This window comes from Pseudoflavonifractor sp. SW1122 (genome assembly GCF_012027765.1).
Classification (GTDB): Bacteria; Bacillota; Clostridia; order Oscillospirales; family Oscillospiraceae; genus Enterenecus; species Enterenecus faecium.
On the sequence record NZ_SJOS01000012.1, the window covers coordinates 1 to 17,499 of the forward strand.

General features: G+C 59.0%; 15 protein-coding genes and 1 tRNA gene. 4 read left to right on the plus strand and 12 right to left on the minus strand.

What is annotated here, in order from left to right; translation table 11 throughout:
* Window positions 1-179: 179 nt before the first annotated feature.
* From cls to E0L15_RS04520, 12 genes are all read right to left on the minus strand, one after another.
* Entirely contained in the window at window positions 180-1,727 is a 1,548-nt protein-coding gene (cls, locus tag E0L15_RS04465) for a cardiolipin synthase (protein ID WP_168124674.1), read from the minus strand.
* Between the two features lie 12 nt (window positions 1,728-1,739).
* Window positions 1,740-5,198: a DNA polymerase III subunit alpha gene (locus tag E0L15_RS04470; RefSeq protein WP_168124675.1), complete on the minus strand. Its 3,459-nt coding sequence runs from the start codon at window positions 5,196-5,198 to the stop codon at window positions 1,740-1,742.
* Window positions 5,199-5,231: 33 nt separating this feature from the next.
* On the minus strand, window positions 5,232-6,128 hold the full coding sequence (gene whiA, locus E0L15_RS04475) for a DNA-binding protein WhiA (RefSeq protein ID WP_206020562.1): 897 nt from the start codon (window positions 6,126-6,128) through the stop codon (window positions 5,232-5,234).
* A 12-nt stretch (window positions 6,129-6,140) separates the two neighbouring features.
* Window positions 6,141-7,130, minus strand: a complete 990-nt coding sequence (locus E0L15_RS04480; RefSeq protein WP_168124676.1) for a gluconeogenesis factor YvcK family protein — start codon at window positions 7,128-7,130, stop codon at window positions 6,141-6,143.
* Window positions 7,131-7,133: 3 nt separating this feature from the next.
* Complete coding sequence (gene rapZ, locus E0L15_RS04485; RefSeq protein ID WP_168124677.1) at window positions 7,134-7,997, minus strand: RNase adapter RapZ; 864 nt, start codon at window positions 7,995-7,997, stop codon at window positions 7,134-7,136.
* 13 nt (window positions 7,998-8,010) lie between these two features.
* A complete protein-coding gene (murB, locus tag E0L15_RS04490; protein WP_168124678.1) occupies window positions 8,011-8,922 on the minus strand; it encodes a UDP-N-acetylmuramate dehydrogenase in 912 nt (303 codons plus the stop codon).
* A gap of 148 nt (window positions 8,923-9,070) precedes the next feature.
* Window positions 9,071-9,469 carry a hypothetical protein gene (locus E0L15_RS04495; protein ID WP_206020563.1) on the minus strand — a complete coding sequence of 133 codons (399 nt, stop codon included), beginning with the start codon at window positions 9,467-9,469 and terminating at the stop codon, window positions 9,071-9,073.
* Window positions 9,444-10,910 carry a recombinase family protein gene (locus tag E0L15_RS04500; protein ID WP_168124679.1) on the minus strand — a complete coding sequence of 489 codons (1,467 nt, stop codon included), beginning with the start codon at window positions 10,908-10,910 and terminating at the stop codon, window positions 9,444-9,446. The genes E0L15_RS04495 and E0L15_RS04500 overlap by 26 nt, the downstream gene beginning before the upstream one ends.
* Before the next feature lie 255 nt (window positions 10,911-11,165).
* On the minus strand, window positions 11,166-12,290 hold the full coding sequence (nagA, locus tag E0L15_RS04505) for an N-acetylglucosamine-6-phosphate deacetylase (protein ID WP_168124680.1): 1,125 nt from the start codon (window positions 12,288-12,290) through the stop codon (window positions 11,166-11,168).
* Complete coding sequence (gene nagB / locus E0L15_RS04510; RefSeq protein ID WP_087229621.1) at window positions 12,287-13,030, minus strand: glucosamine-6-phosphate deaminase; 744 nt, start codon at window positions 13,028-13,030, stop codon at window positions 12,287-12,289. The genes nagA and nagB overlap by 4 nt, the downstream gene beginning before the upstream one ends.
* Window positions 13,031-13,182: 152 nt before the next feature.
* Window positions 13,183-13,728, minus strand: a complete 546-nt coding sequence (locus E0L15_RS04515; protein ID WP_242954866.1) for a hypothetical protein — start codon at window positions 13,726-13,728, stop codon at window positions 13,183-13,185.
* A 142-nt stretch (window positions 13,729-13,870) separates the two neighbouring features.
* The gene (locus E0L15_RS04520) at window positions 13,871-15,157 is read right to left on the minus strand and encodes an adenylosuccinate synthase (protein WP_087229618.1); all 1,287 of its coding nucleotides are present in this window, start codon (window positions 15,155-15,157) and stop codon (window positions 13,871-13,873) included.
* Between the two features lie 228 nt (window positions 15,158-15,385).
* Here E0L15_RS04520 and E0L15_RS04525 point away from each other — a divergent pair, with 228 nt between their 5' ends.
* The 4 genes from E0L15_RS04525 (at window position 15,386) to E0L15_RS04540 (ending at window position 17,480) form a co-directional block, all read left to right on the plus strand.
* Window positions 15,386-15,667, plus strand: a complete 282-nt coding sequence (locus E0L15_RS04525) for a YerC/YecD family TrpR-related protein (protein ID WP_087229615.1) — start codon at window positions 15,386-15,388, stop codon at window positions 15,665-15,667.
* Between the two features lie 4 nt (window positions 15,668-15,671).
* Window positions 15,672-16,412, plus strand: coding sequence for a class I SAM-dependent methyltransferase (locus E0L15_RS04530; RefSeq protein ID WP_168124681.1), 741 nt, complete (start codon window positions 15,672-15,674; stop codon window positions 16,410-16,412).
* Window positions 16,413-16,418: 6 nt separating this feature from the next.
* The gene (gene hslO / locus E0L15_RS04535) at window positions 16,419-17,300 is read left to right on the plus strand and encodes an Hsp33 family molecular chaperone HslO (protein ID WP_168124682.1); all 882 of its coding nucleotides are present in this window, start codon (window positions 16,419-16,421) and stop codon (window positions 17,298-17,300) included.
* A 104-nt stretch (window positions 17,301-17,404) separates the two neighbouring features.
* A tRNA-Val gene (locus E0L15_RS04540) sits at window positions 17,405-17,480 on the plus strand.
* The last annotated feature ends 19 nt before the right edge of the window (window positions 17,481-17,499 follow it).

Here is a 17,499-nt window from a genome sequence, read left to right on the forward strand (position 1 = left end):
CTGGACCCCATTTTGAAAAGTGCTGGCTTCCAGCAGGCCGTCCACGACGCTGTGGTGGATGTGCTCCGCTCCAAAGAGGGGCAGCAGCTGCTGGAACAGGCGGTAGCCCGTTACCTGCGCAAATAACCACAAAAAAGATCGGACCAGGATGTTCTCTCATCCCAGTCCGATCTTTTTTCTTATAACAGCGGAGCAAACACCTGCAAGATCTCCCGCCCCAAGCGGCGGTAGTAGGGCACGCTCTTACACTGCTCCAGGGTCACCGCCACGCTCTTGTCCTGGGTGCTCAAAAAGTCGTCCCGGATGTGGTGGACGGTGGGGGTTCCGTACAGGAGCACCCCGTTTTCAAAGTGCAAAAACATACTGCGGTAGTCCATATTCACGGTACCTACGGTGGCATAACAGTCGTCCACCACAAAGTTTTTGCTGTGGATGAAGCCGGGGGTGTACTCATAGATCTTCACGCCCGCCTCCAATAGCTCATCATAGTGAGCCCGGGTCACCTCAAACACCGTCTTTTTGTCCGGGATATGGGGGGTGATGATACGCACGTCCACCCCGGACTTGGCGGCGGTGGTGAGGGCTACCGTCATGGAGTAGTCAATGACCAGATACGGCGTGGTGATGTACACATACCGCTTGGCCCGGTTGATGAGGTTGAGATACACCGACAGCCCCACCGGCTCATTGTCCCAAGGGCAGTCCTGGTAGGGCTGCACATAGCCCACCTCGCTCCACGCCGAGGGCTCCGGCCGGTAGCCGTCAAAGTCCTCGGCACTGTTCTCAGTGAAGTCCCACATGGACAGGAAAGACACCGTCATAGACCACACCGCATCCCCCTCCAGGCGGATGGCAGAGTCCTTCCAGTGGCCGAACCGGGACTTGACGTTGATATACTCATCCGCCATATTGATGCCCCCGGTAAAGGCCACCGTTCCATCGATGATCATATATTTCCGGTGGTCCCGGTTATTCTGGCGCAGGGACACCACCGGGAGGATGCGGTTAAACACCCGGCACTGGATGCCCAGCTTTTCCATGCGCTCCGGGTAATCTGCCGGAAGGGTGAAGATGGACCCCACGTCGTCGTAGATCACCCGGACCTCCACCCCCTGCTGCACCTTCACTTGCAGCACGTCCAGGATGGAGTTCCAAAGCTTACCCTCTTCAATGATAAAGTATTCGATGAAGATATACCGCTTGGCTCCCCACAGGGCGGCCAGAATGTCGCTGTAACAGTTGTCCCCCAGGGGATAATAGTGGCTCTTGGTGTTGCCATACACCGGGCAGTGGGCCACCTGCTCCAGGTAGTTGGCCATGCACGAAGCATCCGAGCCAATGAGCTGAGTCAGGGCCCCGGCCCGGTGGCACTCATCCCCCAGGTTCTGGCACACTTTCTCCTCCATGATGCGCAGACGCTTCTGGTTGAAGTTGGACAGGTGGTTTCCACCCAAGAGCAGATAGGCCAGCGACCCAAAGGGCATCAGACCCAGAACAATGATAATCCAGCTGATCTTATACCCTGGGTTGCTCTTACTGGCCACAATCCACACCACCACCAGAATGGACAAGATCAAAAAAGCCCCATGTATCATGTCGTAATGGGGAATCTCCTGTAGCCTGGAAAGGGCAAACCCGTAGAACCCCAGCTGAACGACGATCAACACCGCCATAATGCCCAGTCGGTGAAACAACAACTTTCCGATATGCGTCAGTATCCGATTCATGGTATCTCCTCTTTACCGCAAAACCACGCTGTCCTCGCCCAGCGTCTCTCTCAGTTCCTCCAGCAGCACCGCATGGTGCAGACAGCCCGCCAGCAGCTTCTTTTTGCTGTCTTGCAGGTAGACCACCGTGCGGCTCTGGCCGGGGAACATACTCAGCAGCTTTTTCAGCCACACCAGGGACTCATTTCCGTCGGGCAGGCGAATCCACAGGGTCTTTTCTGTCTCGCTCTCCTCTGGCGTTGGGCTCTGCTGGTCCTCTCCACTCAGGGGTCCAATCCAGTCAGCCATGATCTGAGGCTCTTTCTCGTCCCGCTGAGACAAACGCCCGGTGACGGCCACCGGCAGACCCGCCTTGAGGTAGTGGCCACACTCCCCCAGCACCCGGGAAAACACCATCAGCTCCATGGCTCCCGTGGCATCCTCCAGGGAGACGTAGGCCATCATGGTGTTATTCTTGGTGGTCTTGGTCTTCACTGTGGCCACCACACCCGCCACGGTCACCTTCTGGCCGTCGGAGAACTTGGGGGGACGGTCCCCCTCCTCCGAGCAGCCCTGAATCAGGGTGGCAATGGGCACCGCACGGAGTTTTTGCACCTGGCGGCGATACTGGTCCATGGGGTGGCCGGACAGATACAGGCCTGTGACCCCCTTCTCCATGGCCATGAGCTCAGCGGGAGAAAACTCGGGAATGTCAGGAAGTTTCATCTCCGGCTCCAGGCTCTCCTGACCCCCGAACAGGTCAAACTGGCCTTCCAGCTTCTGCCGCTGGTCCCGGAGGATGGAGTCCACCACCTGCTCAAAGACCTTCAATAGTTGGCTGCGGCGGTAGCCCATGCGGTCAAAGCAGCCCGCCCGGATGAGGCTTTCCAGCACCCGCTTGTTCAGGTCGTTGTGGCTCATGCGGGCGCAGAAGTCAGGGAAGGAGGTGAAGGGCCCCCCCTGCTGCCGCTGGGTCAGCACCGCATTGACAAAGCCCCGGCCCACGCCCTTGAGGGCGGCCAGTCCGAATCGGATGTTATTGCCCGATACGGTAAAGCTCAGACCCGACTCGTTGATATCAGGGGGCAACAGAGTGATGCCATTCTCCTTACACTCGGCGATATACTCCGCCACCTTGTCCTGGGAGTCCAGCACCGAGGTGAGCAGAGCCGCCATATACTCTCGGGTGTAGTGACACTTAAACCACGCCGTCTGATAGGCCACAATGGCGTAGCTCACGGCGTGGGCCTTGTTGAAGGCGTAGTTGGCAAAGGCGTAAATTTCATCATAGATGGCTTGGGCATCCTCCGCCGGAATACCCCGAGCCACACAGCCCTCAATGTTGCGCTGAGGGTCGCCGTGGATAAAGGCCTCCCGCTCCCGCTCAATGTCCTTGACCTTCTTCTTACTCATGGCCCGGCGCACCATGTCTGCCTGGCCCAGAGAGTAGCCCGCCAGGCGGCGGAAAATCTCAATGACCTGCTCCTGGTAGACAATACACCCGTAGGTCACGGACAGAATGGGCTCCAGGGCGGGATTCCGGTAGGAAATGCACCGGGGGTCCTGCTTGCTGGCGATAAACTTGGGGATGGAGTCCATGGGGCCGGGGCGGTACAGGGCGATGATAGCGGTGATGTCCTCAATGTTCTGGGGCTTGAGGCCCACGCACACCCCCGTCATGCCCGCAGACTCCATCTGGAACACCCCCGAGGTGTGCCCCTCGGAGAGCATACGGAACACCTCCGGGTCGTCGTCTCGAATCTCGCTGAGAGAGAAGTCCGGGTTGTGCTCCTTGACCATCTTCACCGCATCGTCCAAAATAGTCAGGTTCCGCAAGCCCAAAAAGTCCATTTTCAAAAGGCCCAGCTCTTCCAGGGTCACCATAGTGTACTGGGTCACCGGCACGTCGTCGTTGGTGGCCAGGGGCACGTACTCATATACAGGCCGCCGGGTAATGACCACGCCAGCGGCGTGGGTGGAGGCGTTGCGGGGCATGCCCTCCAGCTTCCGGGCCATGTCCACCAGCTGTTTTACCTTTTCATTGCCGTTGTACAGGTCCGCCAGCCCCTTGGACAGCACCAGGGCCTTGTCCAGGGTCATATCCAGGGCAAAGGGCACCTGCTTGGCAATGGCGTCCACCTCGGCGTAGGGCATGTCCATCACTCGGCCCACGTCCCGGATGGCTGCCTTGGCCTTCATGGTACCAAAGGTGACGATCTGGGCCACGTGGTCCCCCCCATACTTCCGGGACACGTAGTCGATGACTTCCTGACGGCGGCGGATGCAGAAGTCAATGTCAATATCCGGCATGGTCACTCGCTCAGGGTTGAGGAATCGCTCGAAGTACAGGGAGTACTTCATGGGGTCAATGTCGGTGATATACAGACAGTAGGACACCATGGACCCGGCGGCGGAGCCACGGCCTGGGCCCACGGGGATACCCTGGCTCTTGGCGTAGCCGATGAAGTCGGAGACGATGAGGAAGTAGTCCACAAAGCCCATGCGGCGAATCATGTTCATCTCCATCTCCAGCCGCTGCTGGTACTCCTCCCCGGCCCCTGGATACCGCTGCTGGAAGCCCTGACGGCACAGACGCTCAAAATAGGCGTCCCCGTCGGTCTCCCCCTCCGGCAACTTGAACTCCGGCAGGTGGTGGACTCCAAACTGGAAGTCCACTTGACACATCTGGGCGATCTTGGCGGTATTCTCTATGGCCTCCGGGCACTGGGGAAAGAGGGCGTACATCTCCTCTTCGCTTTTGATGTAGAACTCCTGGGTCTCGAAACGCATACGGTCCGCGTCCTCCAGCCGCTTGCCCGTCTGGACGCACATGAGCACGTCCTGCATCACCGAGTCCTCTCGGGTGAGGTAGTGGGCGTCGTTGGTGGCCACCAGGGGAATCCCTGTCTCGGCGTGGAGTCGGAAAATTCCGGCGTTCACCGCCTTCTGCTGGTCGATGCCGTGGTCCTGAATCTCCAGGTAGTAGCTGTCCTCCCCAAAGATGTCCCGCATCTCCAGGGCGTGGGCCAGCGCCCCCTGGTAGTCCCCCGCCATGAGCCGCCGGGGAATTTCCCCGCCCAGGCAGGCAGACAGGGCGATGAGGCCCTCACTGTGGGCCCGCAGCTGCTCCATATCCACCCGAGGTCTGCCGTAAAAGCCCTCCACATAGGCCATGGACACCAGATAGCTGAGGTTGCGGTACCCCGTCTCATTTTTACACAGCAGCACCAGGTGGCGGGGGGAGCCGTCCAGCTCTCGGGTGTGGTCGAACCGGGACCGGGGTGCCACATACACCTCACAGCCGATGATGGGCTTGATGCCCGCCCCCAGGCAGGCCCGGTAAAAGTCCACAGCGCCGAACATCACTCCGTGGTCGGTGATGGCCACAGCCTCCTGTCCCAGCTCCTTGACCCGCTCCACCAACTGCTTGATGCGGCAGGCCCCGTCCAACAGGGAGTATTCGGTATGTACATGTAGATGGACAAAAGCCATGAATGTATCCTCCTGGGTAAAAAGTTTTCTCTCTCAGCTCTCCGCCAGCTGGGCCAGCTTGCGCAGTCGGTGGTTCAAAGCGGACTTGGACACCGGAGGGGTGCACAGCTCTGCCAACTGTGCCAAGGTCAACTCCGGGTGGGCCATGCGCAGGTCCACCGCCTCCTTTAATTTATCCGGCAGGTCTTCCAGCATTCCCCGCTCTTCCAGGCGGTAGATGGCGTCCATCTGCCACCGGGCCGCCTCCACCGTCTTATCCAGGTTGGCGGCATCACAGTTGACCCTCCGGTTGACGCTGCCCCGCAGGTCCCGCTCCAGCTTGGCGGTCATGATCTCCATGGCGGAGACAGGGGCGCCTACGGTGGTGAGAAAGTCCTCAATGTGGTCGCTCTGCTTGAAATAGGTCACGTGGTTGCCCTTGCGCTGGGTGTCCTTGGGGGTAAAGCCCAGCTCCTGGAGCAGGGCGATGCTCTCCCGTCCCACGGCCCCGTGAGAGGTGGCCAGCTCCAGATGATAGCTCTTGCCCGGGTCGGTCACCGAGCCTCCCGCCAAAAAGGCGCCTCGGAAAAAGGCCGTCTGGCAGTGTTCCTCCTCCAGATGGGCAAAGTTGATGTGCACCGACACCGCAGAGTCCCGCTCCAGTCCGAAGGTGTCAAAGAGGATGTGCAGCTTCTCCGGGTCCTCGATGAGAAAGCTCCCCTTCCCCTCCCCGGTGGGAATTACGTCAAACTCCACCTTAAATGCCTTGCGAAACAGCAGGGGCAGCCGCTGCTTAAGCTGGGGGGACTCCGTAATGATGCGCACCTGTCGGGGCTGGAAGGTGTTGCAGTAGAGCAAAATCCCGTAGGCCTCCGCCTGAGCGCAGCAGCGGCGGCTGAGGGGCTGTTTGCATAGTTCTTGTTTTACCTGGGCAGAAAAGGTCACATGCATCTGCTCCTTTTGTCAAAATGTCTTGGTGTGTCCCCGCTGCTGGTACAGCTCCAGCACCGCCTGGGCCACCTTGTCCCCGGAATGCCGGGCGAAGTCCACCTTTTCATCGGTGAGGGGGCGGCACACTACCTCAGCCCCCAGAATCTCCATCTCCCGGCGGTCTACCACCAGAGGCACAGCGTCCTCCAGCTGGTAGCGGTACAACATCTCACGGGGCAGAGTGGCGTTGTTGCACAGGCACAGGTCCACCAACTGGGGCCCGCCGTGCTCCAACAGGGCCGCCAGATGCTCGGAGGCAGTCATGCCCTCGGTCTCCCCGTCCTGAGTCATGATGTTGCAGACGTAGATTTTCAGCGCCTTGCTCTCCTCAATGGCGTCAGAGATGCCGTCCACCAGCAGGTTGGGGATGACGCTGGTGTACAGGCTGCCAGGCCCCAGCAAAATGATGTCCGCCCGGCTGATGGCCTCCACCGCTGCAGGCAGGGCGGGGGGATGCTCGGGGATGAGGCGCACATGGTGAATCCCGCAGTTTTGCTGCTTTTTAAAGTTGAAGATTTTGGACTCTCCGCACACCTGGGTGCCGTTTTCAAATACGGCCTCCAGCTGGATGTTCTCGTTGGTCACCGGCAGAATGGTGCCTCGAATGGCCAGGACCTGGCTCATCTGGGCCACCGCCTGGTCGAAGGAGGTAGAAATTCCGTCCAGGGCCGCCAGAAGCAGATTGCCGAAGGCCTGCCCCGCCAGTCGTCCCTCGGGATAACGGTAGGCAAGCAGAGTGCGCATGAGGGACTCTTCGTCGGCCAGGGCCTCCATGCAGTTGCGGATATCCCCCGGCGGGGGCATACCCAGCTCCTCCCGCAGGGTGCCGGAGCCGCCGCCGTCATCCGCCACCGTGACAATGGCAGTGAGGTCATCGGTGCAGTTCTTCAATCCACGCAACACGGCAGACAGTCCGTGTCCGCCGCCAATGGCCACAATGGCCGGTCCGTGTTTCTTTCCCATATCTCAAGCCCTCGTCATGTCCCGGTGGTTCTCCGAGACCTGATAGCCCAAACTACGCACATACTCCGCCAGCGCATGGGTCATGGCAACCGAGCGGTGCTGGCCACCCGTGCAGCCGATGGCCACCACCACCATGCTCTTTCCCTCCTCGACAAACTGAGGCAGCAAAAATCCCACCATATCCTCCAGCTTCTCCAGGAATTCCCGGCTCTGGGCAAACTGGAATACGTAATCCCGCACGCCGTCATCCAAGCCCGTCTGGTGCTTCAACTCTTCGATGTAAAAGGGGTTGGGCAAAAATCGCACGTCAAAGACCAGGTCCGCCTCCATGGGCAGGCCGTATTTAAATCCAAAAGAGGTGACGCACACATTCAGCTGGCTGACCTTCTTCCGCCCGGGGTACACCAACTCCAGCACTCGGTCCCGCAGCTTTCGGGTGGACATGGCGTCGGTCTGGAGCACGATGTCCGCCCGATCCCGAACCGGCTTCATGAGCCTGCGCTCCATCTGAACGGCTCGGGCCAAAGTGCCCTGGCTGTCCATCAGGGGGTGGCTGCGGCGGGTCTCCTTGTACCGCTTGATGATGGTCTGGTCATCCGCCTCCACAAACAGAATCTGATAGGGCACCTTCATGCTGTCCAGGGTGTCCAAAGCCTGGAACAGGCCGTCAAAGTGGCTGCCACCCCGGATATCACACACCACGGCAGCCCGCTGATGCTCCCCACTGCCCATCTGGCACAGCTCTGCAAATTTGGGAATCAGCTCCGGTGGCAAGTTATCCACACAAAAATAGCCGCTGTCCTCCAAAATGGAGATTACCGTGGACTTTCCCGCCCCGGACACACCCGATACGATGAATAACTGCATACTCTCTGCCTCCTTACTTGAGGTATCTGACCTCTGGCTCCAGCTCCACACCGGTGTCCTGGAACACCCGCTCCCGGACCTGATCCATCAGACGCAGAATGTCGGCACAAGTGGCCCCTCCTACGTTGACGACAAATCCAGCGTGCTTCTCCGAAACCATGGCGCCGCCCACACGCAGGCCCTTGAGGCCGCACTGGTCAATGAGGGCGGCGGCAAAATGGCCCTCCGGACGCTTAAAGGTGGAGCCTGCACTGGGAAAATCCAGGGGCTGCTTCTCCCGGCGGCGGCCAGCCAAATCCTTCATTTTGTCTCGGATTTCCTGGCCGTCACCTGGCTCCAGGTGGAGCTTGGCCCATAGCACCAAGTTTTCCCCGTCGCTAAAGGCGGTATGGCGGTAGGCAAACTGGCAGCGCTCAGCGTCCCACTCCTCCACCTCTCCGCTGGAAGTCAGCACCCCCACCTGGGTCACGACCTGTTTCAGCTCCCCGCCGTAGGCGCCAGCGTTCATGGTCACGCCGCCGCCCAAGCTGCCAGGAATGCCATGGGCAAATTCCAGCCCCGTGAGCTGGGCCTGGGCCGCCTGGTTGGCCAGCTGGGAGAGGAGAATTCCAGCCTCTGCCGTCACATTCTCCCCCTCAATGTGGCACTGGGCATACTGGGGCACCGTTTTGATCACGAAAGCATTCACGCCGTGATCGTCCACCAGCAGATTGGAGCCGTTGCCCACCATCACCGTGGGAATCTCCCAGGCACGGGCCAGCTTCACCGCCTCCACCAGCTCCTCCGTCTGTCGGGGCAGCGCCATCAGCGCCGCCGGACCGCCCACCCGAAAGGTGGTGTGGCGGCTCATCGGCTCATCCTGACGCAGTTCCAGCTGGGGCAGCCGCTGCCTGAGCTGCTGGTACAGCTTATGTATCTCATTCATATGCAAACCCTCCGGCTTGTGTCTCTAGGTTGGTATCTGGTTAGAAAGATACTCGTGTATTATAGCAGAATTCCCGTTAAAAAAAAAGTGTGGTTCTCCACGAAATTGGGAGGGGCGTTGTTAGGCAACGCCCCTCCCAGACCGGGTTTCAGCAGCAGGGATTGCAGTTTTTGGCCTCCTGGTAGCCTTCTGGCGGGGAAACCGTGTTGGGCGGGAAGAACTCCTCGGTGGGGAACTGGACCTTGCGGAACAGAGCGCAGGGGTCCTCCTCGTTTCCACCGGTGCACTCCTTGTTGGGAATGCAGTAGTCATAGGCGGGAATGAGCAGCTGGCTGTCTCGCTCCAGCCGAATCATGGAGAACTGACCCAGGGTCACATACACCCGCTTGCCCTCGCTGCTCATGGACAGCTCGCCGGGGAAGCAGGAGGTGATGCAGGTGGGGATGTCGTTGGGGTCGCAGCAACAGCAGCAGCCGTTGCTCTCACAGCCATCCACCAGCTTCATCCCCAGGATGATGGGATCAACCGCCTCCACGGTCGGGATCAACTGGAGAGGTCCCGCCATCCGCCCTCAAAATAATCCGCACCTCTCCCCGCTCGTCGGCGGTGATCTTCTCCACCAGCTTGGCTACATCCGCCCGTTCCAGCCCCTCCCACCTCATGTACACTTCCAACTGCGCCAGAATCTCCGCTTCGTTTCTGTGCTCTCCTGCCCTTTTCACCTGTAAAGCACCTTCCCTTGTCTGTATTTCTGCCAGTTCCTGTTGCAGCTGTTCCAGGGGGATAATTCCGTTGGCATAGAGCCGCTCATACCGCTTCTTTCGCTGTGCCAGCCGTTCCAGTTCACTCTCCTCCTGGGGCACCCCTGAGATATGGTTCAGAACTCCATCCACCACACGCTGCTTCCATCCTTCCAGGTTGGTGATACACTCACCGACATGGTCCCGGATGGCAGCCACCAGCTGCTCCTCCTCGATTTTGGTGCGGTTGGCACACAGCCCCTGATCATTGCCCCAACACTTCCAGTACACCCGGGTGTTGGCATAGGTATAGGTCTTGCGGCAAAAGCTTCTCCCGCACTCTCCGCAGACAATGAGGCCGCTGAAGGGATGCCGGGCGCTATATCGGCCTGGAGATTGCCCCGGCCCACAGGCCTTGGCCCGCTGTTGCCGCTGCTGCTGGGCCTGGGCAAACTGCTCCGGGGTAACAATGGCCCACTGGGGCCGAGAATGGTGAAATTGTTCCTGCACAGGCAGCTTCTTCCGCTTCCCCGTGAGGTAGTTTTCCACTTCATACTTGTGATTGACGTGGTGGCCGCAGTAGATGGGGTTTGTGAGGATACGGTGGACAGCGGACGGAGTCCACGGACAGCCCTGCTTGGTCACATACCCCAGCCCGTTGAGCTGCTGGGCGATGGTACGGCACCCCAGCCCCTGCTCCACATACAGAGCGAAGATCTTCCTCACCACCTGAGCCTCTTCCGGACAGATGGCCAGTTGGAAATTGTCCACCCGATGGTAGCCGTAGAGAAGCCGAGGCACCCGCCCCTTCTGGGCGTTGAGGCGTTTACCAAACTTTACGCGGCGGCTGAGGTTGGCACTCTCCTCTTGAGCCAGGGCCCCAAATAGGGTGAGCACAAACTCGGACTCCCCCAGGCTGTCCATATTGGCGGTGAGAAAGCGGGTATTCACCCCCAGGTCTTTGAGGGCCCGCACGCTCTGGAGGAAATCCACTGTATTGCGGGCAAATCGGGAAATATCTTTCACCACCACCAAGTCGAAGTGATGTCGGGCAGCATCTCGAAGTAACGCCTGAAACTGCTCTCGTTTCCGCATCTGGGTGCCGGAAATTCCCTCATCGGCATAGACCCGGACCAACTCGTACCCGTTGGTCCGGGCATAGGCTTCAAAAAACTCCTTCTGATTGGCCAGACTGTCCAGCTGCTCCTCTTTGGCCGTGGACACCCGGCAATAGGCTGCAATTCTCACACACTTCTTCCCTTCTTTCCAAAAAAGATAAAGAGGGGTCTCCCCCTCTCTATCTCCAGCAGCTGCACAGCTTTTCCGTCAAGATTCTGCCCCACAACTCTTGCAGAGCGTCTCCTCTGTTGTGGTCCACGATGACAAAGTGAATGTGCAAAGCAATCACCCCCACACCACTGTATGAGGGGAAGTGCCGGGTATGACAAAGAGCTGGCGCAGAGGTATCTCTGCACCAGCTCTTCTGATACGTATTGGGTCTGATTACAGGACCCCGTGGACCAGCTCGCCCCGGAACAGGACGGCCTTCAGGTTCAGGTCCTTGTCCAGGACCACCACGTTGGCGTCCTTGCCCACGTCCAGGCTACCCACACGGTCGTAGATGCCGATGGACTTGGCGGAGTTGACGGCGGCGGCCATCACGGCATCCTCCAGGGGGATGCCGAAGGAGACGGCCGTCTTCATGCAGTTCATCAGGTCGGTGACAGAACCAGCCAGAGTGCCGTCGACCAGCTCAGCCCGGTTGCCCTTGACGAACACGGCCTGACCGCCCAAGGTGTACTCACCGTCGGGCATACCAGCGGCACGCATGGTGTCGCTGACCAGCACCATCCGCTCACGGCCCATCATCCGGAAGGTGGCCCGGATGACAGCGGGGTGCACGTGCACGCCGTCACAGATGATCTCCACGTAGGCGTCCTTGCTGTCGGCAGCAGCGCCGATGACGCCGGGGTCACGGTGAGCAAAGGGAGGCATGGCGTTGTAGAGGTGGGTGACATGGTTGGCACCAGCCTCAAACGCAGCCATAGCAGTGTCATAGTCGGCGGTGGTGTGAGCCAGGCTCACGGACACCTCGTCCTTCACCTCACGGATGAAGTCCATGGCGCCATCCAGCTCGGGAGCCAGAGAAACCAGCTTCACCAGGCCCTGGGAACACTCCTTCAGGTGGCGCAGCAGAGCCACGTCGGGATCGCGCAGCCAAGCGCCGTTCTGAGCGCCCTTCTTGGCAGCGGCCAGGAAGGGACCCTCCAGGTGGATACCCACCAGCTCAGCGCCGGGCACATTGGCGGCACGGTGCTGGGCAGCAGTGGTGCACACCTTCTCCAGCTGCTCGGCAGCCAGAGTCATGCCAGCGGGGCAAATCTGGGTCACGCCACGGGACAGCTCGTAAGCTGCCATATCCGCCAGACCCTGAGCGTCTGCGTCGGAGACATCGGCCCCCACGCAGCCGTGGAAATGGACATCGGTGAGGCCAGGAATGACATAGCACCCGGACACGTCCACGCCGTTGTCCTGACAATTCTCTACGATCTTTCCGCCCTCCAGGCACACGTCTTTGACAACAAAGCCGGCCTGGGGATCAAAGACCTGTCCGCCCGTGAGTCTCACAGGCACCCCTCCTTACGCAGCACGGAGAAGGCGGCCTCGTCGCCCACCACAGTCACGTTGGGGTGCAGCTGCAGCAGAGAGGCGGGCACGCGGGGAGTGATGGGGCCAAAGAAAGCCTTGTGGACGATCTCAGCCTTGTCCTCGCCGCTGACAACCACCACCACGGAACGAGCCTGGAGAATGGCGGCCATGCCCATGGTCAGAGCCTGACGGGGCACGTCAGCCTCAGAGGCGAAGAAACGCTTGTTGGCGTCGATGGTGCTCTGAGCCAGCTCCACCACGTGAGTGGGGCCCACAAACTCATCGGCGGGCTCGTTGAAGCCGATGTGGCCGTTGTGGCCCATGCCCAGCAGCTGCAGGTCGATACCGCCCAGCTCACGGATGTGGGCGTCGTAGGCAGCGCACTCAGCGTCAGCATCCTCAGCCTTACCGTTGGGGACGCTGGTATTGGCCACATCAATATCCACGTGGTTGAAGAGGTTGTTCTGCATGAAGTAGCGGTAGCTCTGGTCGTGATCGCCAGACAGGCCCTTGTACTCGTCCAGGTTGACGGAACGGACGTTGGCAAAGGACAGGTCGCCCTTGTTGTACCACTCGATCAGCTGCTTATAGGTGCCGATGGGGGTGGAACCGGTGGCCAGACCCAGCACGCAATTGGGCTTGACGATGACTTGCGCAGAGATGAGATTCGCGGCCTGACGGCTCATAGCCGTGTAGTCAGCGCAGGAAATAAATCTCATAATTGATAACCTCCTAAATTTACAGTCCGCATCCCGAACTAGCCAGGGTCTCCCCCGCCTATCCCGGAACGCCAAGTATTTCCCTTCCCTATGTATGGATTCCCACACTCAGAAGGGCTCTATATGTATCATAACTTTATCAAACCCAAATATCAATAGATTTTCCAAACTTTTTTTGAATTTGTTTCCTTGCAGGAAAATTTTCGCCATTTTTTACCTGCCCAGTTGATTGCAACCGTCTCCACTACCGCCACAGGCAGGTTGCTGTTCTCCAGCGCCTGGGTGTCCAAGCTGCCCATGGAGGCGTTGGAGGAGAACACTTTGGCCGAGCCCTCGCTGCCAAAGAGGATGGCTCGCTTGTCAAACACCGCCAGTCCGCACACAGACACCGGGCGGGATGCCCCCACAAAGGCGTCTGCCGTGACGCGGTAAAAGTAGCGGACGTCCACGGTGTAGAATCCCCGGTGGAATCCCATGGGCTCCACGTCAATGTAGGCGTATAGCAGCTCGGCCTTTCCAGCCTTCAGGCTGATGGCCCGATCAATGACAGCCTGGGAACTGGCTGTGGGGTAAAGGCGCAGATCTTCCACGCAGTCCTTATCGCGACAGCTGTCGTAAATTTTTCTGGTGTGAATGCACACGGCCTCTCGAATACCAGCGGTATCGCAGATGGGGCCGGGCTCAATCAATTCAGCCATAGATCAATACCTCCCGATGGTTGATGGGAACAAGAACAGAGAGATTCTCCCTTCTTCCATTCCCATTGTATGACCACCGGGAAAAAGGGTGCAAAAGCCCCCTTGCCACTCAAGGTTGCGGCAAGGGGGCTCTGGGGTTTTATTAGGGCTGACGCAGGGCGATCTCGTGGCGCTTGGGGCCAGTGGAGACAATGGTGATGGGCACACCGATGTGGGATTCCAGGAACTTCACGTAGTTCTTGGCCTGCTCCGGCAGGGCCTCAAAGTCGGTGATACCACGCACATCGCTCTTCCAACCGGGCAGAGTCTCAAACACAGGCTTGGCCCGCATCAGGCTGGGCGTGGTGGGGAACCGGTCGGTGACCTGGCCGTCGATCTCGTAGCCCACGCACACCTTAATCTCGTCCAGATAGCCCAGCACGTCCAGACAGGTCAGAGCCACCTGGGTGGCACCCTGAACCATACAGCCGTACTTGGTGGCTACCGCGTCGAACCAGCCCACACGGCGGGGACGGCCGGTGGTGGCGCCGAACTCACCCTTATCACCGCCACGGCGGCGCAGCTCATCGCCCTCTTCCCCGGTGACTTCACTGACAAAGGGCTCGGTGTTGGAACCCACAGAGGAAGAATAGGACTTGGTGACGCAGATGACATCCTTGATGGCGGTGGGAGGCACGGCAGCGCCCACGCAACCAAAGCCAGCCAGGGTGTGAGAAGAGGTGGTCATGGGGAAGATGCCCAGATCAGGGTCCTTCATGGAGCCCAGCTGACCCTCCAGCAGGATGGTCTTGCCCTGGGCCAGGGCCTCGTGGACAAAGGTCACCGCATCCCCAACATAGGGACGGATCATCTCCCGGCACTCCAGCAGCTGCTGGAACAGCGCCTCCACGTCCAGAGCAGGCTTGTGGTACAGGTGCTGGAACATCACATTCTTCAGCTCTACGGCCCGAGTCAGGCGGTCGCGCAGCCGCTCCTCGTCAAAGAGGTCGCACACCTGGATGCCAATCTTGGCATATTTGTCGGAATAGAAGGGAGCAATGCCGCTCTTGGTGGAGCCAAAGGCCTTTCCGCCCAGACGCTCCTCCTCGTAGCTGTCCTGGAGCACGTGGTAGGGCATGAGCAACTGGGCCCGCTCCGAAATGATCAGCTTGGGAGCAGGCACGCCCTGATCGGTGATGGACTTGAGCTCCTCCACCAGCTTCACCACATCCAGGGCAACGCCGTTGCCAATGATGTTGGTGACGTGGGGATAAAAAATGCCGGAGGGCAGAATGTGAAGCGCAAACCGACCGTAGTCATTGATAATGGTATGACCAGCGTTGGCACCGCCCTGGAACCGGATGACCACGTCCGAGGTCTCCGCCAGCATGTCGGTGATCTTGCCCTTTCCTTCGTCGCCCCAGTTGGCACCTACGATTGCTTTAACCATAATTACCTCCGCAGTGCGGGATTCGCAACCATGTAAATGGATTTGCCTTATCCGCAACGCATTACGTGACTATTATAATATTATATTCCCCAGGACGCAAGCCTTTTCCGCCACTCTGATAGATTTTATCCGGCTTCATTCTTTTACCTCTTTACTTTCTTGAAGCGCAATGGTATGATAGATACGCAATTACACCAGCACCTACTATAAAGAAATGGAGGCTGCACTATGCAGAAAAACAACTCTGAGAATGCAGAGATGCTGTACCAAGCCATTTTGTCTCTCTCCTCTCCAGAGGAATGTCGGGCTTTCTTCCAGGACCTGTGCACCGTGGCGGAGCTGCGGGCCATGGCACAACGTCTGGAAGTGGCTGTGCTGTTGGACAGCGGTATGATTTACAATGATATTTTGGAGCGCACTGGCGCATCCAGCGCTACCATCAGCCGGGTCAACCGCGCACTCCAGTACGGCGCAGATGGGTATAAAACCGTCCTTCCCCGTCTAAAGTGATTGTATGGAGCAATATACCTCTCTGGCGGAATACTATGACCGTCTCACCGGAGACGTGGGCTATTCCCACTGGGCGGACTATGTGGAGCGGCATTTCCGCCGTCTGAAGCATCCCGTTCGCTCGGTGGCGGAGTTGGCCTGCGGCACCGGCTCTCTCACCTCCATCTTGGCATCCCGAGGCTACCAGATGACTGCTGTAGATATCTCAGCGGACATGCTGTGCGTAGCGGCACAGAAGTGTCAAGACCAGGAGGTTCTTTTTCTGTGCCAGGATATGGCCAAATTCACCTTGCTGGAACCAGTGGATGCCGTCATCTGCTGCCTGGACAGCGTCAACTATGTCACCCGCCCCCAGAGGCTGCGCCGGGCCTTCGCCCAGGTGTATCGCAACCTCAAGCCCGGCGGGCTCTTTCTCTTTGACGCAAAAACTCCGTTGGCCCTGGAGGAGGCGGACGGACAGACTTATCTGGACGAGGACGAAAGCCTGATGTGTATATGGCGGGCGGACTACGAACCCCGGCGGCGCATCTGTGGCTACGGCATCGACCTGTTCACCCTGCGGCCGGACGGGGCATGGAATCGGGAGAGTGAATACCATGAGGAGTACGCCTATACCCCTCAGGAACTCACCGACTTTCTCACCCAAGCTGGCTTCTCCTCCATCAAGCAATACAGCAATCTAAAAATGTGCCCTCCCAAAGAGGAGGATCGGCGCATTTTCTTTGCAGCACGAAAGGAACAATAAAAATTTATGGATCAACTTGTACGTGTCATTGCCAAAGACGCCCCCATCAAAGCCACTGCCCTGTCCGCCACGGATCTGGTGGAGCGGGCCCGTGCCATTCATGACACCTGGCCGGTGGCCACTGCCGCCCTGGGCCGTCTGCTCATGGGCGCATCCATGATGGGCAATATGTTGAAAAATGAGGACGGCTCTGTGACCCTCCGCATCCGCGGCGGCGGCCCTCTGGGCAGCCTCACCGCCGTCTCCGATAGCCAGGGTAATGTCCGGGGCTATGTCACCAATCCTGCGGTGGATGTACCTCGCAAGGCCCACGCCAAGCTGGACGTGGGCGCTGCCGTGGGCTGTGACGGAGAACTCACCGTTATCAAAGATATCGGTATGCGGGAGCCCTACGTAGGCTCTGTCCAACTGGTGGGCGGTGAGATTGCCGAGGACATCGCCGCCTACTTTATGGAGAGCGAGCAGATTCCCACGGCCTGCGCTTTGGGGGTCCTGGTGGCTCCTGACCAGACGGTACAGGCCGCTGGGGGCTATCTCATCCAACTGCTCCCCGGTGCCACCGACGAGGTCATCTCCGCTGTGGAGCGTGGCATTGCCAAGGTGGGCGCCGTCAGCGCCAAGCTGGACCAAGGCATCAGCCCCTTGGATCTGCTCCACGAGGTGCTGGGTGAGTTTGAGCTGGAAGTGTTGGAGACTACCCCGGTGGAATACCGCTGCCAGTGCTCCCGGGAACGGGTGTCTCGGGCTCTCATCAGCATGGGAAAAAATGAGTTGGAATCTCTGATTCAGGACCAAGGCAGCGCCGAACTCACCTGCCAATTCTGCGATAAAGTTTATCATTTCTCAGAAGATGAGTTAAAACAGTTACTTTTGGAGGCAACTTCATAATTTTCAAAAAAACTTGAAAAAAGGTGTTGACATTTCCCCCAGTGCTTGCTATAATAACCAACGTCGTCTGACGAGCGACAGCGCCGAGCAAGGCGCAAGCACTGGGGAGCATAGCTCAGCTGGGAGAGCACTTGCCTTACAAGCAAGGGGTCACAGGTTCGAGCCCTGTTGTTCCCACCAAGACATTCTAGTTGGAATG